Source organism: Stenotrophomonas sp. Ker107b (assembly GCF_053847245.1).
On record NZ_JBSPHX010000002.1, the window covers coordinates 700,918 to 722,973 of the forward strand.

Consider the following 22,056-nt stretch of genomic DNA (forward strand, 5'->3'; position numbering starts at 1 on the left):
ACCGGTGGCTGCCGTGACCATCCGCGTGGCCACCGCCGAGGATGCGGGGCTGATCCTGCGCTTCATCCGCGAGTTGGCGATCTACGAAAAGGCCGAGTCGTCGGTGCAGACCGATGAAGCGGGCATCCGGGCGAGTCTGTTCGGCCCCGATGCCAAGGCGCATGCACTGATCTGCGAAGCCGACGGCGTGGCCATCGGGTATGCCGTGTACTTCTATAACTATTCGACGTGGCTGGGCCGAAACGGGATCTATCTGGAGGATCTGTACGTCAGCCCGGAGCGCCGCGGCAGCGGTGCCGGCAAGGCGCTGCTGCAGCACATCGCACGGATCGCGGTGGCCAAAGGCTGCGGGCGGTTCGAGTGGTCGGTGCTGGACTGGAATGCACCGGCGATACAGTTCTACGCGGCCGCAGGTGCGAAGCCGCAGAGCGAGTGGACGGTGTACCGGATGGAAGGCGAGGCGTTGCGGGTGTTTGCCGCAGGCTGAGCTGTCTTCAAAAAAAACCGCACCATTGCTGATGCGGCCCTGGGAATAGCGGGAGGCTGATCCTGCCTCCATCCATCTTCCTTGCTATGGCCTTTCATTCTCCGGGCCATCGGTGACGCTTTGATGACGTTCACCGGCGGCCACGCCGTCCGCTGCTAGCCTTCGCTTCCCCACTCCCTGGAAGTACCGCATGAGCCGTCCCCATTGGCGTTTGATCCTCAACGGCAAGGCCACCGGCAACGAGGATGTGCGCGAGGCGGTGGCCGCGCTGCGTGAGCGCGGGGTGCAGCTGGAGGTGCGGGTGACCTGGGAATCGGGCGATGCCGAGCGCTATGTAGCCGAGGCGATCGCGCACGGGGTCGATACGATCATCGCGGCCGGCGGGGATGGCACGCTCAGTGAGGTGGCCGAGACGCTGGCGCATCGCGAGGAGTCGGCCGACGCGCTGCCGTCGCTGGGATTGTTGCCATTGGGCACCGCCAATGATTTCGCCACCGCAGCGGAGATTCCCGATGAGCCGCTGGCGGCGCTGGAGCTGATCGCCCAGGCGCCAGCGCGCCCGGTCGATCTGCTCCGCATCGATGCCGATGGCAAGGTGTGGTGGTGCGCCAACGTGGCCAGTGGCGGCTTCGGCACCGAGGTCACGGTGGAGACCGATGAGGGCCTGAAGAAGGTGCTCGGCGGATTGGCCTATCTGGTCACCGGGATATCGCGGCTGGGGCGGATCGATCCGATCCAGGCACGGGTCCGCGCGCCGGGGTTCGAATGGGCCGGTGGTTTCATCGCACTCGGCGTGGGCAACGGCCGCCAGGCCGGCGGTGGGCAGGTGCTGTGCCCGGAAGCGTTGATTGATGATGGTGTGCTGGATATCACGGTGATCCCTGAGCTGAGCGGGGAGGTCGCCTCCACCTTTGCCGCACTGGTCAAGGGCGGCAAGCGTGGCGCGCTGGAGCAGGTGGCCGAACGTGTGCAGGCGCCGTGGGTGGAGATCGACGCCGAGGCGCCGCTGACGCTCAATCTGGATGGCGAACCGGTCCAGGCCCGGCACTTCCGCATCGACTGCGTGCCGGGGCGGGTCAACCTGCATGTGGCGCTGGACAGCCCGCTGCTGTCGCGGGGCTGATGCCACGCGCGGCGCCGGGTTCCATCCGGTGCCGTCAATGCGGTACAGTCGCCGGGTGTCCATTCTGACGACCCCGCATACCCTTTCTTCCGCTCGCCGTTGGTGGCGATGGTGGCCTGTTGCCGTCGTCCGTCCCGCCACCGCCGTTTCCCGGAAGGAAAGTCGTCTTGATTACGCTCGAGCAGTTCCAGCAGCAGGCCGCTGAAGGCCACACCCGCATCCCCGTCGTCCGTGAAGTGCTGTCCGACCTGGACACGCCGCTGTCGGTCTATCTGAAGCTCGCCGACGGCCCGCATACCTATCTGTTTGAATCGGTCGAAGGCGGCGAACGCTTCGGGCGCTATTCCATCATCGGCCTGCCGGCGCGCCGGGTGTATGCCTTCCACGGCCATACCCTGACCATCAGCGAGTCCGGCACCGTGGTGGAAACCCGCGAGGTCGCCGACCCGTTCACCGAGGTCGAGGCGCTGCGCAGCGCCCACTCGGTGCCCAAGCTGGCGGGTCTGCCCGGCTTCACCGGTGGCCTGGTCGGCTGGTTCGGCTTTGAGTGCATCGGTTATATCGAACCGCGCCTGGCCCCGCCGCGTGGCCGCGATGAGCTGGGCACGCCGGACATCCTGCTGCTGCACTCCGAAGAGCTGGCGGTGTTCGACAACCTCAAGGGCCGCCTGTACCTGATCGTGCATGCCGACCCGGGTCAGCCCGGTGCCTGGGAGGATGCCCAGGCCAAGCTGGATGCGCTGGTTACCAAGCTGCGCGCGCCCGGTGCCGGCTACCCCGCGCCGATCACCCGCGATGTGCTGGACGAGAACGATTTCGTCTCCGGCTTCACCCGCGAGGGCTTCATCGCCGCGGTCGACAAATCCAAGGAATACATCCGCGCCGGCGACATCTTCCAGGTGGTGCTGAGCCAGCGCCTGAGCGTGCCGTTCAAGGCGCGCCCGGTGGATGTGTACCGCGCGCTGCGTGCGCTCAATCCCTCGCCGTACATGTATTTCCTCGACACCGGCGACGTGCAGGTGGTCGGCTCCTCGCCGGAAATCCTGGTGCGTCTGCAGGACGGGGAAGTCACCGTGCGCCCGATCGCCGGCACCCGCCCGCGTGGCGCGACGGTGGAAGAAGACAACGCACTGGAAGTCGAACTGCTGGCCGATCCCAAGGAACGTGCCGAGCATCTGATGCTGATCGATCTCGGCCGCAACGATGCAGGCCGCGTGTCCAAGGCCGGCACCGTGGAAGTGGGCGAGCAGTTCGTGATCGAACGCTACAGCCACGTCATGCACATCGTCAGCGAAGTCACCGGACAACTGCAGCCGGGCCTGAGCTATGCCGACGTGCTGCGCGCGACGTTCCCGGCCGGCACCGTCAGTGGCGCGCCGAAGATCCGCGCGCTGGAAGTGATCCGCGAGCTGGAACCGATCAAGCGCAACGTCTACGCCGGCAGCATCGGCTACATCGGCTGGCACGGCGATGCCGATACCGCCATCGCGATCCGCACCGCGGTGATCAAGGACGGCCGCCTGCACGTGCAGGCCGGCGCCGGCATCGTCTACGACTCGGACCCGGGCAAGGAATGGGACGAGACGATGAACAAGGGCCGCGCGCTGTTCCGTGCGGTCGCGCAGGCTGCCAAGGGCCTGTGAGTTTCCCGTGCCGTGGCCCTGGCCGCGGCTCCCTTTGCACCCTTCTGACAAGGAATACCGCATGAAGCTGCTGAGCGCATTGCTGTTGTCGTCGACGTTGGCCGTGGTGGCCGGGCCCGCATGGGCGCAGGCCAACACCATTCCCTCGCAGCCCCATCTGCTGGTCAAGGGCAGTGCCACCCGTACGGTGATGCCGGACCGCTTCACGGTGAAGGTGGCGCTGGAATCGATCGACATGCAGACCGACACCGCCCGCGCCCGCGTACAGGCCAACGCCCAGCGGGTGCTGCAGCTGTTTGCCCAGCATGGCGCCATCGACGGCAGCGTGCGCGCCGCCAACCTGAGCATCGCGCCCTCTACGCGCTATCGCAACGATGAGGAGGTGTTCAACGGCACCGCCGCACGGCGCGACCTGAAGGCCGAGTTCCCGGACGCGCAGTCGCTGAAAGCCCTCCTGGGCGAACTGAAGGCCAGCCGCGAGGTCCAGGTCAGTACTGCTGAACCCACGTATTCGGGTGAAAGGCGCCTGCGTGGCGAACTGAAGGCCGAGGCCGCCGCGCAGACGCGCGAATCGGCCAAGGGCCTGGCTGGCGCCTACGGCACGAAGGTCACCGGTCTGTACAGCATTTCCGACGTCGCGCCGAACTTCGCTTATGGCGTGCAGGCCGGCACCTGGGGCACGCCCGGCCGGGATGACTTCGGCTACGGCGGAGAAAGCGCAACGCTGGACAAGGTGGCTGTGACCGGATCGCGCTATCGCGCGTCGTCGGGCGGCGAACTGCTCACCGCCGCGCCCATCACGTACACCGAAAACGTGTACGCCATTTTCCTCATTCAAGACGGACCCTGACCATGTTGTTGATGCTCGACAACTACGACAGCTTCACCTACAACCTCGTGCAGTACCTGCAGACGCTGGGCGCTGAGGTCAAGGTGGTGCGCAACGACGCGTTGAGCGTCGATGAGATCGCCGCGCTCGCCCCCGAGCGCATCGTGATCTCGCCCGGCCCGTGCACGCCCAACGAAGCGGGCGTGTCGCTGGAGCTGATCCGCCGGCTCGGCCCGACCACGCCGATCCTGGGCGTGTGCCTGGGCCACCAGAGCATCGGCCAGGTGTACGGCGGCGATGTGATCCGCGCAGGGAACATCATGCACGGCAAGACCTCGCCGATCCGGCATGAGGGCAAGGGCGTGTTCGCCGGCCTGCCGGACCGCTACCAGGCCACGCGCTACCACTCGCTGGTGGTCGACAAGACCACGCTGCCGGCGTGCCTGGAAATGACCGCCTGGACCGAGAACGCGGACGGCTCGATCGAAGAGATCATGGGCCTGCGCCATCGCGAGTATCCGGTCGAGGGTGTGCAGTTCCATCCCGAGTCGATCCTCACCGAGCATGGCCACGCCCTGCTGAAGAATTTCCTGCAGCGCTGAGCGCGCTGCACCTGCATCACAAAGGACCCCGCATGACCTTCTCCCCCCAGGAAGCCCTGCAGCGCACCATCGAACACCGCGAAATCTTCTTCGACGAAATGGTCGACCTGATGCGGCAGATCATGCGCGGTGAAGTGTCGCCGGTGATGACCGCCGCGATCCTGACCGGCCTGCGGGTCAAGAAGGAAACCATCGGCGAAATCGCCGGTGCCGCCACCGTGATGCGCGAGCTCGCGCTGGCGGTGCCGGTGGAGGACAAGACGCATCTGGTGGATATCGTCGGCACCGGTGGCGATGGCTCGCATACCTTCAACATCTCCACCTGCGCGATGTTCGTGGTGTCCGCGGCCGGGGCCAAGGTGGCCAAGCACGGCAACCGCAGTGTCTCCTCCAAGTCCGGCAGTGCCGATGCCGTCGAGGCGCTGGGCGCGATCATCGATCTGCAGCCGGACGAGGTCGCGCGTGCCATCACCGAAACCGGCATCGGTTTCATGTTCGCGCCGATGCACCACCCGGCGATGAAGGTCGTCGCGCCGGTACGCCGCGAGATGGGTGTGCGCACGATCTTCAACATCCTCGGCCCGCTGACCAATCCGGTGGGCGCGACCAACGTGTTGATGGGGGTGTTCCATTCGGATCTGGTTGGCATCCAGGCGCGCGTGCTGCGCGAACTCGGCGCCGAGCGCGCGCTGGTGGTGTGGGGCCGCGACAACATGGACGAGATCTCGCTCGGCGCCGGTACGCTGGTCGGCGAGCTGCGCGACGGCAAGGTGCGCGAGTACGAGATCCATCCGGAAGATTTCGGCATCGCGATGTCGGCCAGCCGCAACCTCAAGGTGGACGGCCCGGAGGAATCCATCGCGATGCTGCGGGGTGTGCTCGACAACCAGCCCGGCCCCGCGCTGGATATCGTGGCGCTCAATGCCGGCGCCGCGCTGTACGTGGCCGGTGTCGCCGACAGCATCGCCGACGGTCTGGCCCGTGCCCGTGCGGTGCTGGCCGATGGCAGTGCGCGCTCGCGGATGGAGCAGTACGTCGCCGCCACCCGCCGCATCCGCGGGGCCGTCTGAGCCCGCGTTTTCCGAATTCAGCGGGGCTGGTCGATAATGGCCGGCCTCCAGGACCCCAATGACATGAGCGACATCCTCGATACCATCCTGGCCCGCAAGGCCGACGAAGTCGCCGCACGCAGGGCCCAGGTGCCGCTTGAAGCACTGATCGCGCGCGTGGAGCAGGCTCCGTCGGTGCGCGGCTTCGCTGATGCGCTGCGCGCCTCGATCACCGCCGGCAACCCCGCCGTGATCGCCGAAATCAAGAAGGCCAGCCCGTCCAAGGGCGTGATCCGCCCGGACTTCCATCCGGCCGACATCGCGGTGAGCTACGAATTCGGTGGGGCCAGCTGCCTGTCGGTGCTGACCGACGTGGATTTCTTCCAGGGCAGTGACGCCTACCTGCAGCAGGCGCGTGAAGCGTGCACGCTGCCAGTGCTGCGCAAGGACTTCGTGATCGATGCCTATCAGGTGTATGAAGCGCGCGTGCTCGGCGCGGACTGCATCCTGCTGATCGTGGCCGCCCTCGACGACCGCCAGCTGGCCGAGTTGTCCGACCTGGCCATGCAGCTGGGCATGGACGTGCTGGTGGAAGTGCACGACATCGACGAGCTCGAGCGCGCCATCCAGGTGCCAGTGCCGCTGATCGGCATCAACAACCGCAACCTGCGCACCTTCGAGGTGTCGCTGCAGACCACGCTGGACATGCGCCAGGCCGTGCCGCGTGACCGCCTGCTGGTCACCGAAAGCGGCATCCTCGGCCCGGCCGATGTCACCGTGATGCGCGGGGCGGGGGTCAACGCGTTCCTGGTCGGTGAGGCCTTCATGCGCGTGGAAGAGCCCGGCGAGGGCCTGCGTCAGCTATTCTTCAGCGCATGACAGCGATCTACCCAACGCCGCGCGACGACGCCCCGCTGGTGGTCTTCGATTTCGATCACACCCTGTATGACGGCGATTCCGGCAGCCATCTGTTCGCCTGGCTGATCAAGCGCAACCCGCTGCGGCTGCTCGCCGCCCTGATTGCTACGCCGCTGCTCGGCCCGCTGGTGGCCTTCCTGCCCACCCGCCGCCGCGGCATCTCCGGCTATGTCTGGATCGCCACGTTTGGCCTGCATCGGGCGCGCGAGTTCAACAAGGTGATCGACCGCTACGTCCTCAAGCACGAGGCCGATATCCGCCGCCGCCTGCTGCCCGTGGCGCTGGAGGTGTTCGCGCGTCACCGCGCCGCCGGCGACCGCGTGGTGGTCGCGACCGGCGCACCGCCGGAGCTGGCCCGCGCGATCCTGGCCTTCGTGGCGCATCAGGGCGTGCCGGTGATCGGCAGTGAGGTCGGCCCGTTCCTGGGTGCGGTCATCGCCACCCGCCACTGCCACAACGAAGAAAAGATGCGGATGCTGCGCGAGCGCGGCTACGGCGAGATCGACGTCGCCTACTCCGACAGCAGCGCCGACCTGCCGCTGCTGCTGGCCGCGGCGGCGCCGGTGGTGGTCAACCCGAAGGCGTCACGGGTGGACTATTTCCGCCAGGTGCTGCCGCCGGGCACCCCCGTGCTCAACTGGGGCTGCGTGGATCGCGCCGGCGATCCGGTCTGAGGCCGCGCTGAAATAGCCGGAAACTGCGTGAAATAGTGTCGCGTCCGGCTCAGCCTGCGCGCCACTGCACGATGGCGTGACCGATCTGGAACAGGCTGATGCCCAGCACCAGCACGCCGACGGCCACCAGCACCCAGCGTTCCTTGACCTTTTTGACCAGGATCGCGGCCACCGGTGCGGCCATCATCCCGCCGATCAGCAGGCCGGCCACGATGTTGAGGTACTGCAGGCCCATGGTCAGCAGGAAGGTGATCGACACGGCGAGGGTCACCACGAACTCGGCGGCGTTGACCGTGCCGATGGTGGTGCGGGCCTGGCCGCCGCGAGCGAGCAGGGTGGATGTTGCTACCGGTCCCCAGCCGCCGCCACCGCTGGCATCCAGCAGGCCGGCCACGAATCCCAGCAGGGGCACCCGCTTCACTTCCTGGGCTGGCAACAGCCGTCCGGCCGCGCGCAGCAGGATGAAAATCGCCAGCACCAGCAGATACATATAGATAAGCGGGCGGATCACGTCACCGGGTAGCTGGGTCAGCACGTACGCGCCGACCACGCCGCCGACCGCACCGGGCAGGGCCAGGCGCAGGAACAGCCGCCGGTCCACATTGCCCGCGACCAGGTGCGAGACCCCGGAGGCCCCGGTAGTAAAGACTTCGGCGGTGTGGATGCTGGCGCTGACCGCCGCCGGCGGCAGGCCCATGCTGAGCAGGACCGAGGAGGACACCAACCCGAACGCCATGCCCAGCGCGCCGTCGACCAGCTGCGCGCCAAGGCCGATCAGGATGAACCAATAGAATTCGCTGCCAAGCTCCATGCCAACAGCCTAGCGGCAAATGGGCACGACCCGCGACCGATCAGCGGGTGCCGTACAGGACAACGGTCTTGCCGCGGGCATGCAGCAGCCCATCGGTCTGCAGTTTCTTGAGCACGCGGCCGGCCATTTCACGCGAGCAGCCGACCAGCCGGGCCAGTTCCTGGCGCGAGACGCGCAGCTGGGTGCCCTGCGGGTGGCTCATCGCCTCCGGCTCACGGGAGAGGTCGTGCAGGGTCCGTACGATGCGGTCGGTCACGTCCAGGAAGGCCAGGCGGCTGGCTTTCCTGCTGGTATCGAGCAGGCGCTTGGAGAGCTGCTGGCCGATCGAGTAGAGCAGGCGCGGCGCATCGGCCGAGAGCGGCCCCAGGAACAGCTGATGCAGGCGCTCGTAGCTGATCTCGGCCAGTTCGCACGGGGTGCGGGTGCGCAGGATCACCTCGCGGCGGTCCGATTCAACGAACAGGCCCATCTCACCCACGAACTCACCGGAGCCGAAGTAGCCCAGTACCAGCTCACGATCGTCATCTTCCTCAGCCATTATTGAGACTGAGCCACTGATCACGTAGTACAGGGTGCCGGCCGGATCGCCCGGGCGGAAAACATCAGTACGGGCGGGGTAGCGTCGGCGGTGGCTGTGGGCCAGGAAGCGATCGATTGTTGCGATATCCAGGGCTAATGGACTTGCGGCAAGGCGCACAGTTGACACGTTGAGGCGCTCCGATTGCTCATGAAGAATTCACGGCTATGTGCCGCGAGCTTAACGATCCCAATTGTGAAGGGCAAACCGAACACACCTGCTCGTTTCAATGCAAGTTTCGCGTCCGATCACTTTGCCCCATACTTACTTCTTTCCCACCACACACAGGATCGACCGCCGTGGTCAAGCCGTTGCCTCGCCTGAGGTTGCAGGGTTTCAACAACCTCACCAAGGCGCTGAGCTTCAACATCTATGACGTCTGTTACGCCCGCACCGAAGAGGAGCGTCAGCGTTACATCGAATATATTGATGAAGAGTACAACGCCGATAGGCTGACTCAGATCCTGACCGACGTTGCCGAGATCATCGGCGCGAACATCCTGAACGTGGCCCGCCAGGACTACGACCCCCAGGGTGCCTCGGTGACGATCCTGATCTCGGAAGAGCCGGTGATCGACAAGAAGCAGGCCGGCAAGGAGCTGATCTCCGACGCCGTGGTCGCGCACATGGACAAGAGCCACATCACCGTCCATACGTACCCGGAAACCCATCCGCAGGAGGGCATCGCCACGTTCCGCGCGGACATCGATGTGGCTACCTGTGGTGTGATTTCCCCGCTGAAGGCGCTGAACTACCTGATCGAGAGTCTGGAATCGGACATCGTGATCATGGATTACCGCGTGCGTGGCTTCACCCGTGACGTGAAGGGCAAGAAGCACTACATCGATCACAAGATCAACTCGATCCAGAACTTCCTGGCCAAGAACATCAAGTCGCGTTACGAGATGTTCGACGTCAATGTCTATCAGGAAAACATCTTCCACACGAAGATGCACCTGAAGGACTTCGATCTGGACCAGTACCTGTTCGAAGAGAAGGCCAAGAACCTGTCGTTCAAGGAACGCATGAAGATCGAGGCGCTGCTGCGTCGCGAGATCGAAGAGCTGTTCCATGGGCGCAATCTGGCCGAGTAAGGCACGTCGCGATGTCGTCCGGGCCTGGCCCGGGCGGCCTCGTTCAGGCGGGACGGCCCGCCCTGTGGAACCGGCGTTTGCGCAAAACCCGGTTCCACGGCAGCTACCGACGACGGTCCGGTGTGAAAACACCGGGCCGTTTTGCTTTTGTTAACCCTAGGAATTCCCCCCATGCCCTGGATCTATCTTCTCGTTGCCGGTCTGTTCGAGATCGGCTTCGCCATCGGAATGAAGTACTCCGACGGCTTCAGCAAGCCGCTTCCCACCCTGGCCACCGTTGGCGCCGCCCTGGTCAGCCTGTACCTGATGAGCCAGGCGATGAAATCCATTCCGGTCGGCACGGCGTATGCGATCTGGACCGGTATCGGCGCGCTGGGCGTGGCGATGCTGGGCATCTTCCTGTTCGGCGACAGTGCCTCGCCGTCGCGGCTGGCGTGCATTGCGTTGATCGTGGCCGGTGTGATCGGGCTGAAGCTGGTCTCGGGGTAACGCCCTCGCATTCGCGCTGGCGCTCCCACGGTTCGCTGAACACCCATACCCCTGCCGCTTCGCGGCGCCCCCTGACTCAGGGGGGGGGGCCTTTTCACCAGATGCACGCGGCACGGTGGAGGCTTAAAGGCGGTACGCGATGGTCTTCATGACCTTGGAGGCCAGCGCCATCACCGACGGGATCGGTGCGGGCAGCTTCCGGGCGCCGGCATGTTCGGCGTGGTCGGCGTGGCGGGCCTCGTCGATCTTCATTACCTTGATCACCTCACGGCTGCGCAGGTCGGCCGGGGGCAGGGTATCCAGGTGTTCGTCCAGATGCGCTTCGACCTGGCGTTCGGTCTCGACCACGAAGCCGAGGTTCCAGCCATCCCCGCGCAGGCCGGCCAGGGTGCCGATGGTGTAGCTGCCTGCATACCAGATCGGGTTGAACAGGCTGGGGCGGCTGTCCAGCTCGCGCAGGCGCTGGGCGCACCAGGCGAGATGGTCGGTCTCTTCCTGGGCGGCATCGAGCAGGTGGGCGCGGGTTTCCGGCTCGCGGGCCACGGCGGCCTGGCCGAAGTACAGGCCTTGGGCGCAGACCTCGCCGACATGGTTGATGCGCATCAGCCCGGCCGCGTGGCGGCGCTCGGGAGCGGCCATCTGCACGTCCGGGGTGGCCTCGGCGGGGTAGGGGCGGCTGGCGGGCGGATTGCCGAACACGGTATCCAGCGCCCGCTGGGCTTCGGTCAGCAGGTGGTCGAGCGGCGTGATCTGGCGGAGCGCGGTCATGGCAGGGGGATGTCGCGACGGGGGACTGTCGATTCTCGCCCCCCGCGGCCGGTGTGCCAAGCCGGGATCAGGGTCAACTTGCATGTGGCGGGGATGGCCAGTACAATCCCGCCTCTTCACAACGCGTGGCAGAGTTCCGGCCGTACTGCGCCGTAATGAGCCCGACCTACTAGAGTTCTTTCATGAGCACTTTCACTGCAAAGTCCGAGACCGTCCAGCGCGACTGGTATCTCGTCGACGCATCCGGCAAGACGCTGGGCCGTCTGTCCACCGAGCTGGCCCGCCGTCTGCGCGGCAAGCACAAGCCGGTTTACACCCCTCACGTTGATACCGGTGATTACCTGGTTGTCATCAATGCAGAAAAGATTGCCGTCACCGGCAACAAGCTGCAGGACAAGCTGTATCACCGTTTCACTGGCTACATCGGCAACCTGAAGACCGAAACTCTGGCCCAGGCGCTTGAGCGCCACCCGGAGCGTGTCATCGAGACCGCCGTCAAGGGCATGCTGCCGAAGGGCCCGCTGGGCCGCGCCATGTACCGCAAGCTCAAGGTGTACTCGGGTTCCGAGCACCCGCACGCCGCTCAGCAGCCTCAGGTTCTGGATATCTAATCATGGCTATCACGCAAAACTACGGCACCGGCCGCCGCAAGTCCTCCACCGCCCGCGTGTTCCTGCGCAAGGGTGCCGGCAACATCACCGTCAATGGCCGTCCGCTGGACGAGTTCTTTGGCCGTGAGACTGCACGCATGATCGTGCGTCAGCCGCTGGAACTGACCAAGAACACCGAAAGCTTCGACATCATGGTCACCGCCGCTGGCGGTGGTACCACCGGTCAGGCCGGTGCGATCCGTCTGGGCATCGCCCGTGCACTGGTCGAGTACGACGAAACCCTGAAGTCCGAGCTGCGCAAGGCTGGCTTCATGACCCGTGACGCCCGTGAAGTCGAGCGTAAGAAGGTCGGCCTGCACAAGGCACGTCGCGCCACCCAGTTCTCCAAGCGCTGATCCATCGCGCCTGGCGTGGGATCCTTCGGGATCCCGCTGGGAGGTACGCAAAAGCCCGGCTTCGGCCGGGCTTTTGTCGTTTCCGGGAGTGGGTGTCCGCCGCGCAGATCAGCTGGCTGTCGGAGGGGTGCTGCGCGGGCTGGCGACGCTGCGGCGTCACTGTGCGCTCGCCAATGTTTCATGGGGGCCGGTGGCGGCGGTGGTAGTGCCGACCGCTGGTCGGCTGCTTTCGTGGCCCAACATGGGCATGGTGTCGGCCGTCCACCCTCTTTCTGGTGAAACAGCCCCCTTGGAGTCCAAGGGGGCGCGCCGGCAGGCGCGGGGATGTGGAGGCAAGGAAGGCTGGCCCCAACCTTGCTCCGCAAGGTTGGGGTACTGGGCGCCGTGCGCCCAGTCAGCCGCCCAAACAAAACAAAAGGCCTGATCTTTCGATCAGGCCTTTTGTTTTGTTTGGCTGCCCCGGATGGATTCGAACCACCGAATGCCTGAGTCAGAGTCAGGTGCCTTACCGCTTGGCGACGGGGCAAAATCTGCGTGCAATTATTGCACTTTCTCCCTGAAAAACCAAGCGGACTTGGTGGCTATGGGTGGACTCGAACCACCGACCCCAGCATTATGAGTGCTGTGCTCTAACCGGCTGAGCTACATAGCCTCAGGGAGCCGGCAATTCTGGAGATGTATTCGGAATCTGTCAACACTTTTTCACCGCGCTTGTGAGTGGGCAGCGGGCGTGGCACAGTCCCGATCAGTAGATTTTTCTAGGAGTCCGCATCGTGATCGATCCGGACGGCTATCGACCGAACGTCGGTATTGTGCTGATGCGGCAGGATGGGCAGGTTTTCTGGGCACGACGTGTGCGCCGGGATGGCTGGCAGTTCCCGCAGGGCGGCATGAACACCGACGAGACGCCTGTCGAAGCCATGTATCGCGAGTTGCAGGAAGAAACCGGGTTGTTGCCGGAGCACGTTGAAGTGCTCGGGGCGACGCCGGGTTGGCTTCGCTATCGGTTGCCGGCACGGGCCATCCGCCGCAATGAACGGCAGGTCTGTATCGGCCAGAAGCAGGTGTGGTTCCTGCTCCGGCTGGCGGGGGACGAATCCCACGTCACCTTGGACCATACGGACAGCCCCGAGTTCGACCAGTGGCGTTGGGTCGATTTCTGGTACCCGGTCGAACATGTGGTGATGTTCAAGCGGGGCGTCTATGCGCGTGCCCTGCGCCATCTGGCGCCGTTGGCGCGGGGAGTGGCCGGGACGGGGGTGGAAACGATGCCCAAGTCCGCCCAGGAAGCCTGGATGCCGGGCAACGCCGCCGGTCACGACCGTCCGCGCAAGCGCACCACTCCCAAGCGGGGTGGCGGCTACTGGCCGCGCAGCAAGGCCAAGGGCGAGCCGGGCGCCGTCTGAGCGCTGCTGACGGCTCTGAACCGTATCGAGAATGATTCAGGTTCGAAATTGACAACCATTCGCATTTCGATTGGAATAGCAGCAGGCCGATCCGGGCCTGCCTGCCGAGTCCGCACGTGTACGTCTGCATCTGCAACGGGGTTACCGACCATCAGATCCGCGAAGCCGCCCAGAGCGGTGTCGTGAGCGTGTCCGAGTTGACGATGCGCACCGGCTGCGGCGCCACCTGCGGCTCCTGCCTGGACATGGCGGCGGACCTGCTGGCCAAGTTCAGCGCTACCCAGGATCTGCCGCTGCCGGTTCTCGGCCTGCAAGCCGCCTGAGCTCGGCCCGCCCGGTTGCGGGCCGCAACTGAGCACGATTCGCGTTCCTTCATGCCTGCGCGCGACGCGCTACAGTGCCCGCGATTCCACGCAGCAGGAGCACGCTCATGAAGGGCGACGCCAAAGTCATCGAATTCCTCAACAAGGTCCTCTACAACGAGCTGACCGCGATCAACCAGTACTTCCTGCACGCCAAGATGCTGAAGAACTGGGGCCTGAAGGAACTCGCCGATCACGAGTACAAGGAATCGATCGAAGAGATGAAGCATGCGGACATCCTGTCCGACCGCATCCTCTTCCTCGAAGGCCTGCCGAACTTCCAGGCACTGGGCAAGCTGCGCATCGGCGAGAACCCGGCCGAGATCCTGCAGTGCGACCTCAGCCTGGAACGCGATGGCGTGGTCACGCTGCGCGAGGCTGTGGCGTATGCCGATTCGATCGGGGATTACGTCAGCCGCCAGCTGTTCGTGAAGATCCTCGAGTCCGAGGAAGAGCATATCGACTGGCTGGAAACCCAGCTGGATCTGATCGAGCGCATCGGTGAGCCGAATTACCTGCTGACCAAGATCGAAGACTGAGTCAACCCTGCAGCGGGGCGCGCAGGCGGGCGTGATAGCCGGCCAGCGCGATCCGTGCACGCGCGAACTCAGCGATCAACAGCGCCACCGCCACGGCGGGGCGCTCCAGCGTGCCGGCACGGGCATCGTGCTCGATCCGCCAGGCCGCGGCCGACAGGGCCATCGCACCTACGTTCGCACTGGCCGATTTGAGACTGTGCGCCAGCGCCCGCAGCTGGTCCAGGTCCGCCGCGACCGAGGCATCCTGCAACTGCCGGATCAACGGCGGGGTGTCATCGAGGAACACTCCGATGATGCGCGCCGTGTCCGCGCCGATCACGTCCAGCAGTTCATCGAGCACGTCCTGGTCGAGTACCGCCGCGGGCGTTTCGTCGCGTGCGGGGGGCGACGGTGCCGGGGTCAACGCCGATGGCGTGGCCAGTCGCGTAGTCGGGGCGGTGTCATCGGCCATCACGCTGCTCCACCGTGCCAACACGACCTGCAGCGTTTCGCGGTGGATCGGTTTGGACAGGTAATCGTCCATGCCCGCCTGCAGGCAACGCTCACGGTCGCCGGCCATCGCATTGGCGGTCATCGCCACGATCGGCAGCCGCGCCACACCGTGTGCAGACTCATGGGCGCGCCAACGGCGGGTGGCATCGTAGCCATCCAGCACGGGCATCTGGCAATCCATCAGCACCAGATCGAACGCCTGGGTACGCAGCGCCTCCAGTGCCTGTTCGCCCTGGGTGGCAGTGACCACCTCGCAGCCGAGCACCTGCAGCAGCCGTTGCGCGACCAGCAGATTGACGCTGTTGTCTTCCACCAGCAGCAGGCGCAGCGGGAACTGCGGCAGCGCCGTGGGCGAGCCGGCGTATTCCACCTCGGCCAGCAGCGCGGCCGGGCGCGCACTGGCCACCACCGGGCGCAGCAGCGCGTGCAGCTCGCTATCGGCGGCCAGCCGCGACAGCGCCGGCCCGGGGCCAAGCGCCTCGGGCACGGGTGCCTCATCGCCATACAGCCACAGCAGCTGCGCCTCCGGGTGCCGATCATTGCCGGCCACCGCGTTCTGCAGTGCCTGGGTGCCAAGACGCAGGCCGTCGGTGTCTGCGATCACCCAGGCCAGGACGGGGTCGACGCCGCGGCGCTGCGGTGCGCGCAGGACATCGATCGCCTCGGCGCTGGTCTCCACCGTGTGCAGGCGCAGGTCATGGTGCTGGGTCACCCGCTCGATGCGCTGGACCAGCAACGGGTCGCGGGTGACCAGCAGCGCGCGGCGCGCAGTCAGTGCGGCAGGCAGATCGCCGATCACCTTGAGCAGCGGAATCTCGAACCAGAACGTGGCCCCGTGCCCGGGCGTGGAGTGCACGCCGATGCGGCCGTGCATCAGGTCGATGATGCGCTTGCAGATCGCCAGACCCAGGCCCGTGCCGCCATACAGGCGCGTGGTCGAGGCATCGGCCTGGCTGAAGGACTGGAACAGGCGCGCCTGCAGTGCCTCGTCGATGCCGATACCGCTGTCGACGATCTCGAACCGCAGCTGGTGCTGCGCGTTGGTTTCGCCCTGGCGCTGCACGCGCAGCCGGATCTGGCCACGCTCGGTGAACTTGATCGCGTTGACCAGCAGGTTGCTCAGCACCTGGCGCAGCCGCACCGGGTCACCCCGGACGGACAGGCGCACCGCGGGATCCAGCTCGAGCGACAGCTGCAGGCCCTTGGGATCGGCGGCGCGCTGCATCAATTGCACCAGACCTTCGAGCAGCTCGCGCAGGTTGAAGGTGGTGATCTCCAGGTTCAGGCCCTTGGCCTCGAGCCGCGAGTAATCGAGGATGTCATCGACGATGCGCAGCAACTGCTGCGAGCTGGTGGCGGCGGTCTGCAGCATCTGCCGCTGGTCGCTGCCGAGCTGGCCGCGCGCGATCAGATCGAGCATCGGCAGGATGCCATTGAGCGGCGTGCGGATCTCGTGGCTCATCGTCGCCAGGAATTCACCCTTGGCCAATGCGGCGGCTTCGGCGGCCTGCTTGGCGCCGAGCAGTTCCTGCTCAAGCTGGTTCTGCTGCTGCCGGCGCTGCTGCAGCTGATCGCGCTCGAGCACCAGCGCCTCATTGCGCCGCTGCAGGTTCTCCAGCTGGTCCTGCGCATCACGCCAGCGGCGTACCGCCTGGATGCCGGCAATCAGTGCCAGCAGGCCGGTGCCGGCGGCAATGTCGATCCACGGCCCATTGGCACCGGTGCGCGCCATCACCGCGGCGGTGGCGCAGACCGCGGCTGCTCCGGCAGCGATCCACAGCGCGGCCGGGGTGGACGAGTGGGCTGGCCGTCCATGGCGCCCCATGCTCAGAGCACCGAGTTCTGGAAGTCGAAGTTCAGTTCGCTGCCGGCGGACTGGACCATGTTGCCCTGGATGAAATCGACCCCGCCGATCCACATCGCCGCAGCAGCCTGCGGGTCTTCGATCTGTTGGCCGATGATGCGCAGCCCGGCGCGGTGCGCCAGATCGATCGCCGCGCGTAGTTCGTCACGCGTCTGCTGGTTGGTGTGGCTGTTGGAGAAGCGCGCGGCCATGCGGACATAGGCCAACGGCAGCTGCGCCATCAACGCATTGGCCTCATCGCCCGGCTCGAACTGGCTCAGGCAGAAGCGCACGCCGGCCGCATGCATGCGGGTGCAGAACTGCTGCAGGGTGACGGTGTGGATCAGCGCATCGGGCAGGCGTACGTCGATGACCAACGCGCTGCCGTCGATCTGCCGGCTCGCCAGCGATTCCAGCAGCCAGTCGCCGAAGGCATCGCGGGCCAGGGTGCGCAGTGACTGCGAGACGAACAGGTGCAGCGGCTGCGCGGCGTGGCGATACAGATCCAGCAGACCCAACGCGTGATCGAGCACCTGCTGGTCCAGATCGGCGATGCGCCCGGCCGCTTCGGCGGCCGGAATCACTTGCCCGGCGGCCAGCACGCTGCCATCGGCCTGGCGCAGCCGCAGCAGCACCTGGTACTGCGCCGTGTTGCCACCGGCCACGGCGACGATCGGCTGATAGGCCAGTTCCAGCTGCCCTTCCAGCAGGGCCAGATGCTCCTGCGCGGCCACATCTTCGCGGCGCACGTAGGCGGCCACGCCCGCGGTCAGCAGGCGGGCCTGCAGGGTGGTGCGTTCGACCGCTTCCAGTGCACTGCCCGCATCGGGGAAGCCCGGCGAAAGCTGGGCATGCCCGACCACGCCGCGCAGGTGGACCGATTCGTCATCGCGGATCACGAAGGCGCGCGTGGACAGCTGCTCGCGCAGCGCATGCGCCATCGCATCCAGGGTGTCCTCGTCGGCATTGCGGGCGAGCACCAGGAAGCTGTTGTCGTTCAGGCGTGCCAACAGGTGGGGCTGGGCGGCATCGGCCAAGCGCTGACCCGCCTGGGTCATCAGCCGCTCGAACGCCGCGTACCCATAGCGTTCGCGCAGGCCGAGCGCGCTGGCGATCTCGATGAAGAACAGGCCGCCGCGATCGCGATGGGCGAGCGAGGTGCCGAGCTGCTGCATCACGTGATGGCGCGTGGGCAGGCCGGTCTCGGGGTTGTTCATTGCCGGCGCGCCGGCGTTGCCCGCCTGCGAGGCGGCCTGGGCACGTGCGCGGCGGATCCGGTTGGACACGGCCGCGATCAGATGGCGCGGGCGGATCGGCTTGCTGAGGAAATCATCGGCGCCGCTGTCGAGCACCTCGAACTGGCGCTCCGGATCCGGGTCGCCGCTGAGGAAGACGATCGGCAGCAGCTGCTGGCCGGGTTGCTGGCGGATCAGCGCGGTCAGGCGCATGCCATCCAGGCCGGGCAGATGCAGGTCCATCAGGATCAGATCGGGGCGGTGCTCGGCGATGGCCTGCTGCACGCCCTCGGCATCGCTGTGCACCAGCGCCTCCATCCCGGCACCGTGCAGCACGCTCTGCGCGAACAGGGCCTGCGAGCGGTCGTCCTCGACGATCAGGACGCGGTACGGCGAGTCGATCCCGGGCGGGACCATCTGGCTGGCATCGGTGGGCAGCGGCGGCAGCAGCGGCGGCGGGCTGGCCGATGCTGCATTGAGCGCGATGACATTGCTGGTGGCCACGGGGGCCGGCGCGTCTGGGCGCTGCCAGCGCTGCCAGTGGTCGGCCGGCGGCGTTTCAGCGCGCACGGTGCGCGAGGGTGCAACAACATTGTCGTGAACGGCCATCAGTACTCCCAGTCTGCGCCGCAATTATGCGACGAACGCCCGAGGGCAGGGCGCGCATTACCGCGGCAGGGTCCTCGGTTTGACCTGCGTCTGGCCACTGTCGGCCTGGCGCATCAGCCAGCGCATGCCTTTCCACAACGTCCGCCAGATCATCCACACGATCAAGGCGCCGATCAGGCTGCACGCCACCACCAGGATCAGTGCCAGCCACGGGTGGGCAAGGGCGAGCGCGAGTCCCCCGACCACCACGGTGTCTTCGGCGGCCGAGGCGACCCAGTTGCTGGCCGGTTCTGGCGAGGTATTGAGCAGGGCGCGGGTGCCGGATTTGAGCCCGTGGCTGGCCAGCGCAACACCGGCCCCGGCGACCAGCGCGGTACCGCTGAGCTCGCCGCTGGGCGAGAGCGTGGCGGCGGCGAGGAAGGCGCCGGCCGGCACCCTGGCCAGCGTCTGGACCAGATCCCAGGCCGAATCGACCCCGGGAATCTTGTCGGCGAAGAATTCGGCGATGGCCAGCGCCGCCGAGGTGCCCAGCACCCACCAGGACTCCGTGGCCTGCAGTGCGGGCGGCAGATCGACCCAGCCCAGCAGCCCGGCCAGGCCGACGCCGAACACGGTGAGGTACACGCGGATACCGGCCAGCCAGGCCAGCAGGATGCCGATCACGAACAGGTGGGCTTCGGTCATGGCACGCGCTCCGGCGGCAGAATGTGCACAGGCGCACACTATCGGGGATGACGTCCATGAACGCTACTGCCCCGATCCGGGCCCTGCGCGGACAAGGCCTTTCCCCTGACTTACACTAGCAAGTCGTTCCAGACAGGGGCCGTTGCGACATCGCCGTCAGGCGCGGTCGCCCAGGACTGCCATGAGCAAACCCACACCTTCCCGCATCCAGATCCGCCGGCCGGGCGCGCCGCCCGTGCAGGACCGCAAGCGCCTGCTGGTGCTGGGCGGTGCCTGGCTGCTGTCGCTGGTCCTGGCCGCGCTGCTCGGCGCCTGGTTGGGGTCGCCCGGCGGCGACGTCGGCACCCAGCTCAAGGCGGCCGAGACCCGCAATGAACGCCTCCAGCAGCAGCTCATCGAGCTGCAGCAGCACCAGGCGACCCTGCAGGCGTCCGACCGCATCAGCCGCGCTGCCAACACCGAGGTCCAGGCCTCGCTGGGCGAGCGCGACGAAGAAATCGCCGGCCTGCGTGCCGACGTGGCCTTCTATGAGCGTCTGGTCGGTGCGACCAGCCAGCGCAAGGGCCTCAATACCCATTCGGTGGAGTTCGCGCCGGAAACGGGCGGCACCTGGCAGTACGCCGTGGTGCTGACCCAGAACCTGAACCGTGGGGCGATCAGCCAAGGGCAGATGCGCTTCACGGTGGAAGGCGTCAAGGACGGCAAGCTGACCTCGGTCAGCTGGGACGAGCTGCACCAGCGCACCAAGGTGCCGGGCCAGGACTATTCCTTCCGGTACTTCCAGCAGCTCACCGGCAGCGTGATGCTGCCGCAAGGCTTCACCCCGCAACGTGTGCGGGTCACGCTGGGATCGGGCGCGGGGGGCGCCACCCAGGTATTCGATTGGAAGCAGGCCGGCGCACCGGCGGCATCGGCAAAAGAAGGGGAATAAGCCCATGTTTGGCAGCAACAAATCCAACCGCGACGGACATCTGGTCGTGGACGCGCTGATCGGCGCGCAGGTGGTGATCCGCGGGGACGTGGAATTCAGTGGTGGCCTGTACGTGGAAGGCACCATCCTGGGCAAGGTGATTGCCCAGGACGGCGCCAGCAACGCCACCTTGACGGTGGCCGAGCACGGCGCCATCGAGGGCGAGATCCGCGCCCAGGTCGTGGTCATCAGCGGCCGCCTGGACGGGGATGTACACGCCACCGAGCGGGTCGAACTGACCCCCAGCGCCCGGGTGACGGGCAACATCCACTACCAGGTGGTGGAAATGCACGCCGGCGCCCAGCTGACCGGCCGCCTGATCCATACCTCGGCGCAGATGGCGCTGCCGCCGCCGTCCGGGGATGCGGACGAGGGCAAGGGCAAGGACACCGCGGCCCGCAAGAAGCTGGCCGAGGCGATGGCCTGAGCTTGAAACCGTGCTCATGCACCCCCATGCTGGGGGCATGAGCACGCTTGTTTCCCTGCCCGGCGCTCCCGCCGCCGCGCCGAACTACCAGTCCCTGGACCGTCCGCTGAACTTCACCGAGGCCGCTGCGGCCAAGGTCAAGGAGCTGATCCAGGATGAGGGCAATGCTGCCCTCGCCCTGCGCGTCTACATCGAAGGCGGCGGTTGTTCCGGCTTCCAGTACGGGTTCGAGTTCGACGAGAACCGCGCTGAGGACGATCTGGCCGTGGATACCGCCGGCGTCACGCTGCTGGTCGATCCGCTGAGCCTGCAGTACCTGATGGGCGCCGAGGTGGATTACACAGAAAGCCTGACCGGCGCGCAGTTCGTGATCCGCAATCCGAACGCGAAGACCACCTGCGGCTGCGGCAGCAGTTTCAGCATGTGATGTGCGCGCAACCGGCCAAACGGTCGGTTGCCGCTTGCCAGCCCCGCCGAATGTGGGCAGGCTCTTGCGATGTCCACATTTACTTCGCAGCTTTCCGGTTTCGCCTTCGTCAGCGAGCCGTTGGAGCGCGCCGATACCCTGCGCGATGACGCCGATGCGTTGTCGCGGTTGTGGCCGGACGCGCGCGTATTGGTACTCGACCAGGACGGCACCGCCCTGGCCGGCGATGACGGTCAGCCACTGCCATTGACCGGCGCCGATCTCGGCGGCGGGCCCGGCACCGCGATCTTCCTCGGCCTGCGCGGCGAGCAGGCATGGTTCTCGCTGGAGGCTGCCGCCGTAACGGTGGCCGCGCCGCAGCGCGTGGATCTACGCCAGTCTGCCGCCACCTGGTCCATCGCCGATTCCACCGCCTTCTGTTACGCCCGTGGCATGTCCTACTGGCAGTCGCGCACCCGCTTCTGCGGGGTGTGCGGTGGCGCGGTCACCTTCAGCCGCGGCGGCTTCGTCGGCCGGTGTGGCCAGTGCGCCACCGAACACTACCCGCGCGTGGATCCGGCGGTGATCGTGGCCGTGGAAAACCAGGGCCGGCTGCTGCTGGGCCGCCAGGCCAACTGGGCCCCGCGCCGTTACTCGGTGCTGGCCGGCTTCGTGGAGCCCGGCGAATCGCTGGAGCAGACCGTGGTCCGCGAGGTCTTCGAAGAGAGCCGCGTGCGTGTGCGTGAGTGCCGCTACCTGGGCACCCAGCCGTGGCCGTTCCCGGGCGCGCTGATGCTCGGCTTCGCCGCCACGGCCGAAGACGACGTGCCGACCGTGAACGGCGAGCTGGAAGATGCGCGCTGGTTCACTGCCGAGGACGTGGGCGCGGCGCTGGCCCGCGACGTGGAGGATGACGGCGAAGGCATCCGTCTGTCCCCGCCCATCTCGATCTCGCGCAGCCTGATCGAACACTGGTACCGCCAGCAGGTCGCCTGACGGTCGCCTGCCGTTGC

General features: G+C 66.5%; 25 protein-coding genes and 2 tRNA genes. 19 read left to right on the forward strand and 8 right to left on the reverse strand.

Features of this window, described 5'->3' with window-relative positions:
• Window positions 1-4: 4 nt before the first annotated feature.
• From ACWV8V_RS13050 to ACWV8V_RS13085, 8 genes are all read left to right on the forward strand, one after another.
• Window positions 5-487, forward strand: a complete 483-nt coding sequence (locus ACWV8V_RS13050) for an N-acetyltransferase family protein (RefSeq protein WP_455899913.1) — start codon at window positions 5-7, stop codon at window positions 485-487.
• A 190-nt stretch (window positions 488-677) separates the two neighbouring features.
• Window positions 678-1,610: a lipid kinase YegS gene (gene yegS, locus ACWV8V_RS13055; RefSeq protein WP_259258834.1), complete on the forward strand. Its 933-nt coding sequence runs from the start codon at window positions 678-680 to the stop codon at window positions 1,608-1,610.
• Window positions 1,611-1,777: 167 nt separating this feature from the next.
• The gene (gene trpE / locus ACWV8V_RS13060; protein ID WP_455899914.1) at window positions 1,778-3,253 is read left to right on the forward strand and encodes an anthranilate synthase component I; all 1,476 of its coding nucleotides are present in this window, start codon (window positions 1,778-1,780) and stop codon (window positions 3,251-3,253) included.
• A gap of 61 nt (window positions 3,254-3,314) precedes the next feature.
• Window positions 3,315-4,103: an SIMPL domain-containing protein gene (locus ACWV8V_RS13065; RefSeq protein ID WP_455899915.1), complete on the forward strand. Its 789-nt coding sequence runs from the start codon at window positions 3,315-3,317 to the stop codon at window positions 4,101-4,103.
• 2 nt (window positions 4,104-4,105) lie between these two features.
• Window positions 4,106-4,684, forward strand: a complete 579-nt coding sequence (locus tag ACWV8V_RS13070) for an anthranilate synthase component II (RefSeq protein ID WP_455899916.1) — start codon at window positions 4,106-4,108, stop codon at window positions 4,682-4,684.
• Window positions 4,685-4,716: 32 nt separating this feature from the next.
• Window positions 4,717-5,754: an anthranilate phosphoribosyltransferase gene (gene trpD, locus ACWV8V_RS13075; RefSeq protein WP_259258837.1), complete on the forward strand. Its 1,038-nt coding sequence runs from the start codon at window positions 4,717-4,719 to the stop codon at window positions 5,752-5,754.
• A gap of 63 nt (window positions 5,755-5,817) precedes the next feature.
• On the forward strand, window positions 5,818-6,612 hold the full coding sequence (gene trpC / locus ACWV8V_RS13080; RefSeq protein WP_455899917.1) for an indole-3-glycerol phosphate synthase TrpC: 795 nt from the start codon (window positions 5,818-5,820) through the stop codon (window positions 6,610-6,612).
• Complete coding sequence (locus ACWV8V_RS13085; protein ID WP_259258839.1) at window positions 6,609-7,325, forward strand: haloacid dehalogenase-like hydrolase; 717 nt, start codon at window positions 6,609-6,611, stop codon at window positions 7,323-7,325. The genes trpC and ACWV8V_RS13085 overlap by 4 nt, the downstream gene beginning before the upstream one ends.
• 49 nt (window positions 7,326-7,374) lie before the next feature.
• Here the strand turns inward: ACWV8V_RS13085 and ACWV8V_RS13090 are convergent, their stop codons facing one another.
• Both ACWV8V_RS13090 and crp read right to left on the reverse strand, forming a co-directional pair.
• Window positions 7,375-8,136 (reverse strand): sulfite exporter TauE/SafE family protein, encoded by a 762-nt coding sequence (locus ACWV8V_RS13090; RefSeq protein WP_259258840.1) that lies wholly within the window; start codon window positions 8,134-8,136, stop codon window positions 7,375-7,377.
• 40 nt (window positions 8,137-8,176) lie between these two features.
• Window positions 8,177-8,842: a cAMP-activated global transcriptional regulator CRP gene (crp, locus tag ACWV8V_RS13095; RefSeq protein WP_123729964.1), complete on the reverse strand. Its 666-nt coding sequence runs from the start codon at window positions 8,840-8,842 to the stop codon at window positions 8,177-8,179.
• 170 nt (window positions 8,843-9,012) lie between these two features.
• On the opposite strand from crp, the gene speD reads away from it, so the two are divergent.
• A complete protein-coding gene (gene speD / locus ACWV8V_RS13100) occupies window positions 9,013-9,807 on the forward strand; it encodes an adenosylmethionine decarboxylase (RefSeq protein ID WP_019185315.1) in 795 nt (264 codons plus the stop codon).
• A gap of 171 nt (window positions 9,808-9,978) precedes the next feature.
• Window positions 9,979-10,296, forward strand: coding sequence for a quaternary ammonium compound efflux SMR transporter SugE (sugE, locus tag ACWV8V_RS13105; RefSeq protein WP_455899918.1), 318 nt, complete (start codon window positions 9,979-9,981; stop codon window positions 10,294-10,296).
• A 123-nt stretch (window positions 10,297-10,419) separates the two neighbouring features.
• Here sugE and coq7 read toward each other — a convergent pair whose 3' ends face one another.
• Window positions 10,420-11,064 (reverse strand): 2-polyprenyl-3-methyl-6-methoxy-1,4-benzoquinone monooxygenase, encoded by a 645-nt coding sequence (coq7, locus tag ACWV8V_RS13110; protein WP_123729966.1) that lies wholly within the window; start codon window positions 11,062-11,064, stop codon window positions 10,420-10,422.
• Between the two features lie 182 nt (window positions 11,065-11,246).
• Between coq7 and rplM the strand changes: the two genes are divergently transcribed.
• Both rplM and rpsI read left to right on the forward strand, forming a co-directional pair.
• The gene (gene rplM, locus ACWV8V_RS13115) at window positions 11,247-11,675 is read left to right on the forward strand and encodes a 50S ribosomal protein L13 (RefSeq protein WP_017354548.1); all 429 of its coding nucleotides are present in this window, start codon (window positions 11,247-11,249) and stop codon (window positions 11,673-11,675) included.
• Window positions 11,676-11,677: 2 nt separating this feature from the next.
• Window positions 11,678-12,070, forward strand: coding sequence for a 30S ribosomal protein S9 (rpsI, locus tag ACWV8V_RS13120; RefSeq protein ID WP_017354549.1), 393 nt, complete (start codon window positions 11,678-11,680; stop codon window positions 12,068-12,070).
• A 451-nt stretch (window positions 12,071-12,521) separates the two neighbouring features.
• Here the strand turns inward: rpsI and ACWV8V_RS13125 are convergent.
• Together ACWV8V_RS13125 and ACWV8V_RS13130 are read right to left on the reverse strand one after the other, a co-directional pair.
• Window positions 12,522-12,596 (reverse strand) — tRNA-Gln (locus tag ACWV8V_RS13125).
• 49 nt (window positions 12,597-12,645) lie between these two features.
• Window positions 12,646-12,722 (reverse strand) — tRNA-Met (locus ACWV8V_RS13130).
• A gap of 121 nt (window positions 12,723-12,843) precedes the next feature.
• On the opposite strand from ACWV8V_RS13130, the gene ACWV8V_RS13135 reads away from it, so the two are divergent.
• From ACWV8V_RS13135 to bfr, 3 genes are all read left to right on the forward strand, one after another.
• Window positions 12,844-13,476, forward strand: a complete 633-nt coding sequence (locus ACWV8V_RS13135) for an RNA pyrophosphohydrolase (protein ID WP_121040607.1) — start codon at window positions 12,844-12,846, stop codon at window positions 13,474-13,476.
• A gap of 116 nt (window positions 13,477-13,592) precedes the next feature.
• The gene (locus ACWV8V_RS13140; RefSeq protein ID WP_259258843.1) at window positions 13,593-13,799 is read left to right on the forward strand and encodes a (2Fe-2S)-binding protein; all 207 of its coding nucleotides are present in this window, start codon (window positions 13,593-13,595) and stop codon (window positions 13,797-13,799) included.
• 107 nt (window positions 13,800-13,906) lie between these two features.
• Window positions 13,907-14,377 carry a bacterioferritin gene (gene bfr / locus ACWV8V_RS13145; protein ID WP_019185321.1) on the forward strand — a complete coding sequence of 157 codons (471 nt, stop codon included), beginning with the start codon at window positions 13,907-13,909 and terminating at the stop codon, window positions 14,375-14,377.
• Between the two features lies 1 nt (window position 14,378).
• Here the strand turns inward: bfr and ACWV8V_RS13150 are convergent, their stop codons facing one another.
• Genes ACWV8V_RS13150 through ACWV8V_RS13160 form a run of 3 tightly spaced genes read right to left on the reverse strand, consistent with a single transcriptional unit; the run spans window position 14,379 to window position 19,240 of the window.
• Window positions 14,379-16,643 carry an ATP-binding protein gene (locus ACWV8V_RS13150; protein ID WP_455900124.1) on the reverse strand — a complete coding sequence of 755 codons (2,265 nt, stop codon included), beginning with the start codon at window positions 16,641-16,643 and terminating at the stop codon, window positions 14,379-14,381.
• A gap of 53 nt (window positions 16,644-16,696) precedes the next feature.
• On the reverse strand, window positions 16,697-18,580 hold the full coding sequence (locus ACWV8V_RS13155) for an EAL domain-containing protein (RefSeq protein ID WP_455899919.1): 1,884 nt from the start codon (window positions 18,578-18,580) through the stop codon (window positions 16,697-16,699).
• Between the two features lie 33 nt (window positions 18,581-18,613).
• On the reverse strand, window positions 18,614-19,240 hold the full coding sequence (locus ACWV8V_RS13160) for a DUF4126 domain-containing protein (protein ID WP_455899920.1): 627 nt from the start codon (window positions 19,238-19,240) through the stop codon (window positions 18,614-18,616).
• A 181-nt stretch (window positions 19,241-19,421) separates the two neighbouring features.
• Between ACWV8V_RS13160 and ACWV8V_RS13165 the strand changes: the two genes are divergently transcribed.
• From ACWV8V_RS13165 to nudC, 4 genes are all read left to right on the forward strand, one after another.
• Window positions 19,422-20,171 carry a DUF6776 family protein gene (locus ACWV8V_RS13165; protein WP_259258848.1) on the forward strand — a complete coding sequence of 250 codons (750 nt, stop codon included), beginning with the start codon at window positions 19,422-19,424 and terminating at the stop codon, window positions 20,169-20,171.
• 4 nt (window positions 20,172-20,175) lie between these two features.
• Window positions 20,176-20,637 (forward strand): bactofilin family protein, encoded by a 462-nt coding sequence (locus ACWV8V_RS13170; protein ID WP_046273056.1) that lies wholly within the window; start codon window positions 20,176-20,178, stop codon window positions 20,635-20,637.
• A gap of 37 nt (window positions 20,638-20,674) precedes the next feature.
• Window positions 20,675-21,064, forward strand: a complete 390-nt coding sequence (gene erpA, locus ACWV8V_RS13175; RefSeq protein WP_019185327.1) for an iron-sulfur cluster insertion protein ErpA — start codon at window positions 20,675-20,677, stop codon at window positions 21,062-21,064.
• Between the two features lie 69 nt (window positions 21,065-21,133).
• Complete coding sequence (gene nudC, locus ACWV8V_RS13180) at window positions 21,134-22,039, forward strand: NAD(+) diphosphatase (protein ID WP_259258851.1); 906 nt, start codon at window positions 21,134-21,136, stop codon at window positions 22,037-22,039.
• Window positions 22,040-22,056: the final 17 nt, after the last annotated feature.

What these genes read in the sequence shown, in the direction of transcription:
- yegS (WP_259258834.1), top strand. Translation starts at nt 678, where the DNA reads ATGAGCCGTCCCCATTGGCGTTTGATCCTCAACGGCAAGGCCACCGGC.
- ACWV8V_RS13065 (WP_455899915.1), top strand. Translation starts at nt 3,315, where the DNA reads ATGAAGCTGCTGAGCGCATTGCTGTTGTCGTCGACGTTGGCCGTGGTG.
- ACWV8V_RS13070 (WP_455899916.1), top strand. Translation starts at nt 4,106, where the DNA reads ATGTTGTTGATGCTCGACAACTACGACAGCTTCACCTACAACCTCGTG.
- trpD (WP_259258837.1), top strand. Translation starts at nt 4,717, where the DNA reads ATGACCTTCTCCCCCCAGGAAGCCCTGCAGCGCACCATCGAACACCGC.
- trpC (WP_455899917.1), top strand. Translation starts at nt 5,818, where the DNA reads ATGAGCGACATCCTCGATACCATCCTGGCCCGCAAGGCCGACGAAGTC.
- ACWV8V_RS13085 (WP_259258839.1), top strand. Translation starts at nt 6,609, where the DNA reads ATGACAGCGATCTACCCAACGCCGCGCGACGACGCCCCGCTGGTGGTC.
- ACWV8V_RS13090 (WP_259258840.1), bottom strand. Translation starts at nt 8,136, where the DNA reads ATGGAGCTTGGCAGCGAATTCTATTGGTTCATCCTGATCGGCCTTGGC.
- sugE (WP_455899918.1), top strand. Translation starts at nt 9,979, where the DNA reads ATGCCCTGGATCTATCTTCTCGTTGCCGGTCTGTTCGAGATCGGCTTC.
- coq7 (WP_123729966.1), bottom strand. Translation starts at nt 11,064, where the DNA reads ATGACCGCGCTCCGCCAGATCACGCCGCTCGACCACCTGCTGACCGAA.
- rplM (WP_017354548.1), top strand. Translation starts at nt 11,247, where the DNA reads ATGAGCACTTTCACTGCAAAGTCCGAGACCGTCCAGCGCGACTGGTAT.
- rpsI (WP_017354549.1), top strand. Translation starts at nt 11,678, where the DNA reads ATGGCTATCACGCAAAACTACGGCACCGGCCGCCGCAAGTCCTCCACC.
- bfr (WP_019185321.1), top strand. Translation starts at nt 13,907, where the DNA reads ATGAAGGGCGACGCCAAAGTCATCGAATTCCTCAACAAGGTCCTCTAC.
- ACWV8V_RS13160 (WP_455899920.1), bottom strand. Translation starts at nt 19,240, where the DNA reads ATGACCGAAGCCCACCTGTTCGTGATCGGCATCCTGCTGGCCTGGCTG.
- ACWV8V_RS13165 (WP_259258848.1), top strand. Translation starts at nt 19,422, where the DNA reads ATGAGCAAACCCACACCTTCCCGCATCCAGATCCGCCGGCCGGGCGCG.
- ACWV8V_RS13170 (WP_046273056.1), top strand. Translation starts at nt 20,176, where the DNA reads ATGTTTGGCAGCAACAAATCCAACCGCGACGGACATCTGGTCGTGGAC.
- erpA (WP_019185327.1), top strand. Translation starts at nt 20,675, where the DNA reads ATGAGCACGCTTGTTTCCCTGCCCGGCGCTCCCGCCGCCGCGCCGAAC.
- nudC (WP_259258851.1), top strand. Translation starts at nt 21,134, where the DNA reads ATGTCCACATTTACTTCGCAGCTTTCCGGTTTCGCCTTCGTCAGCGAG.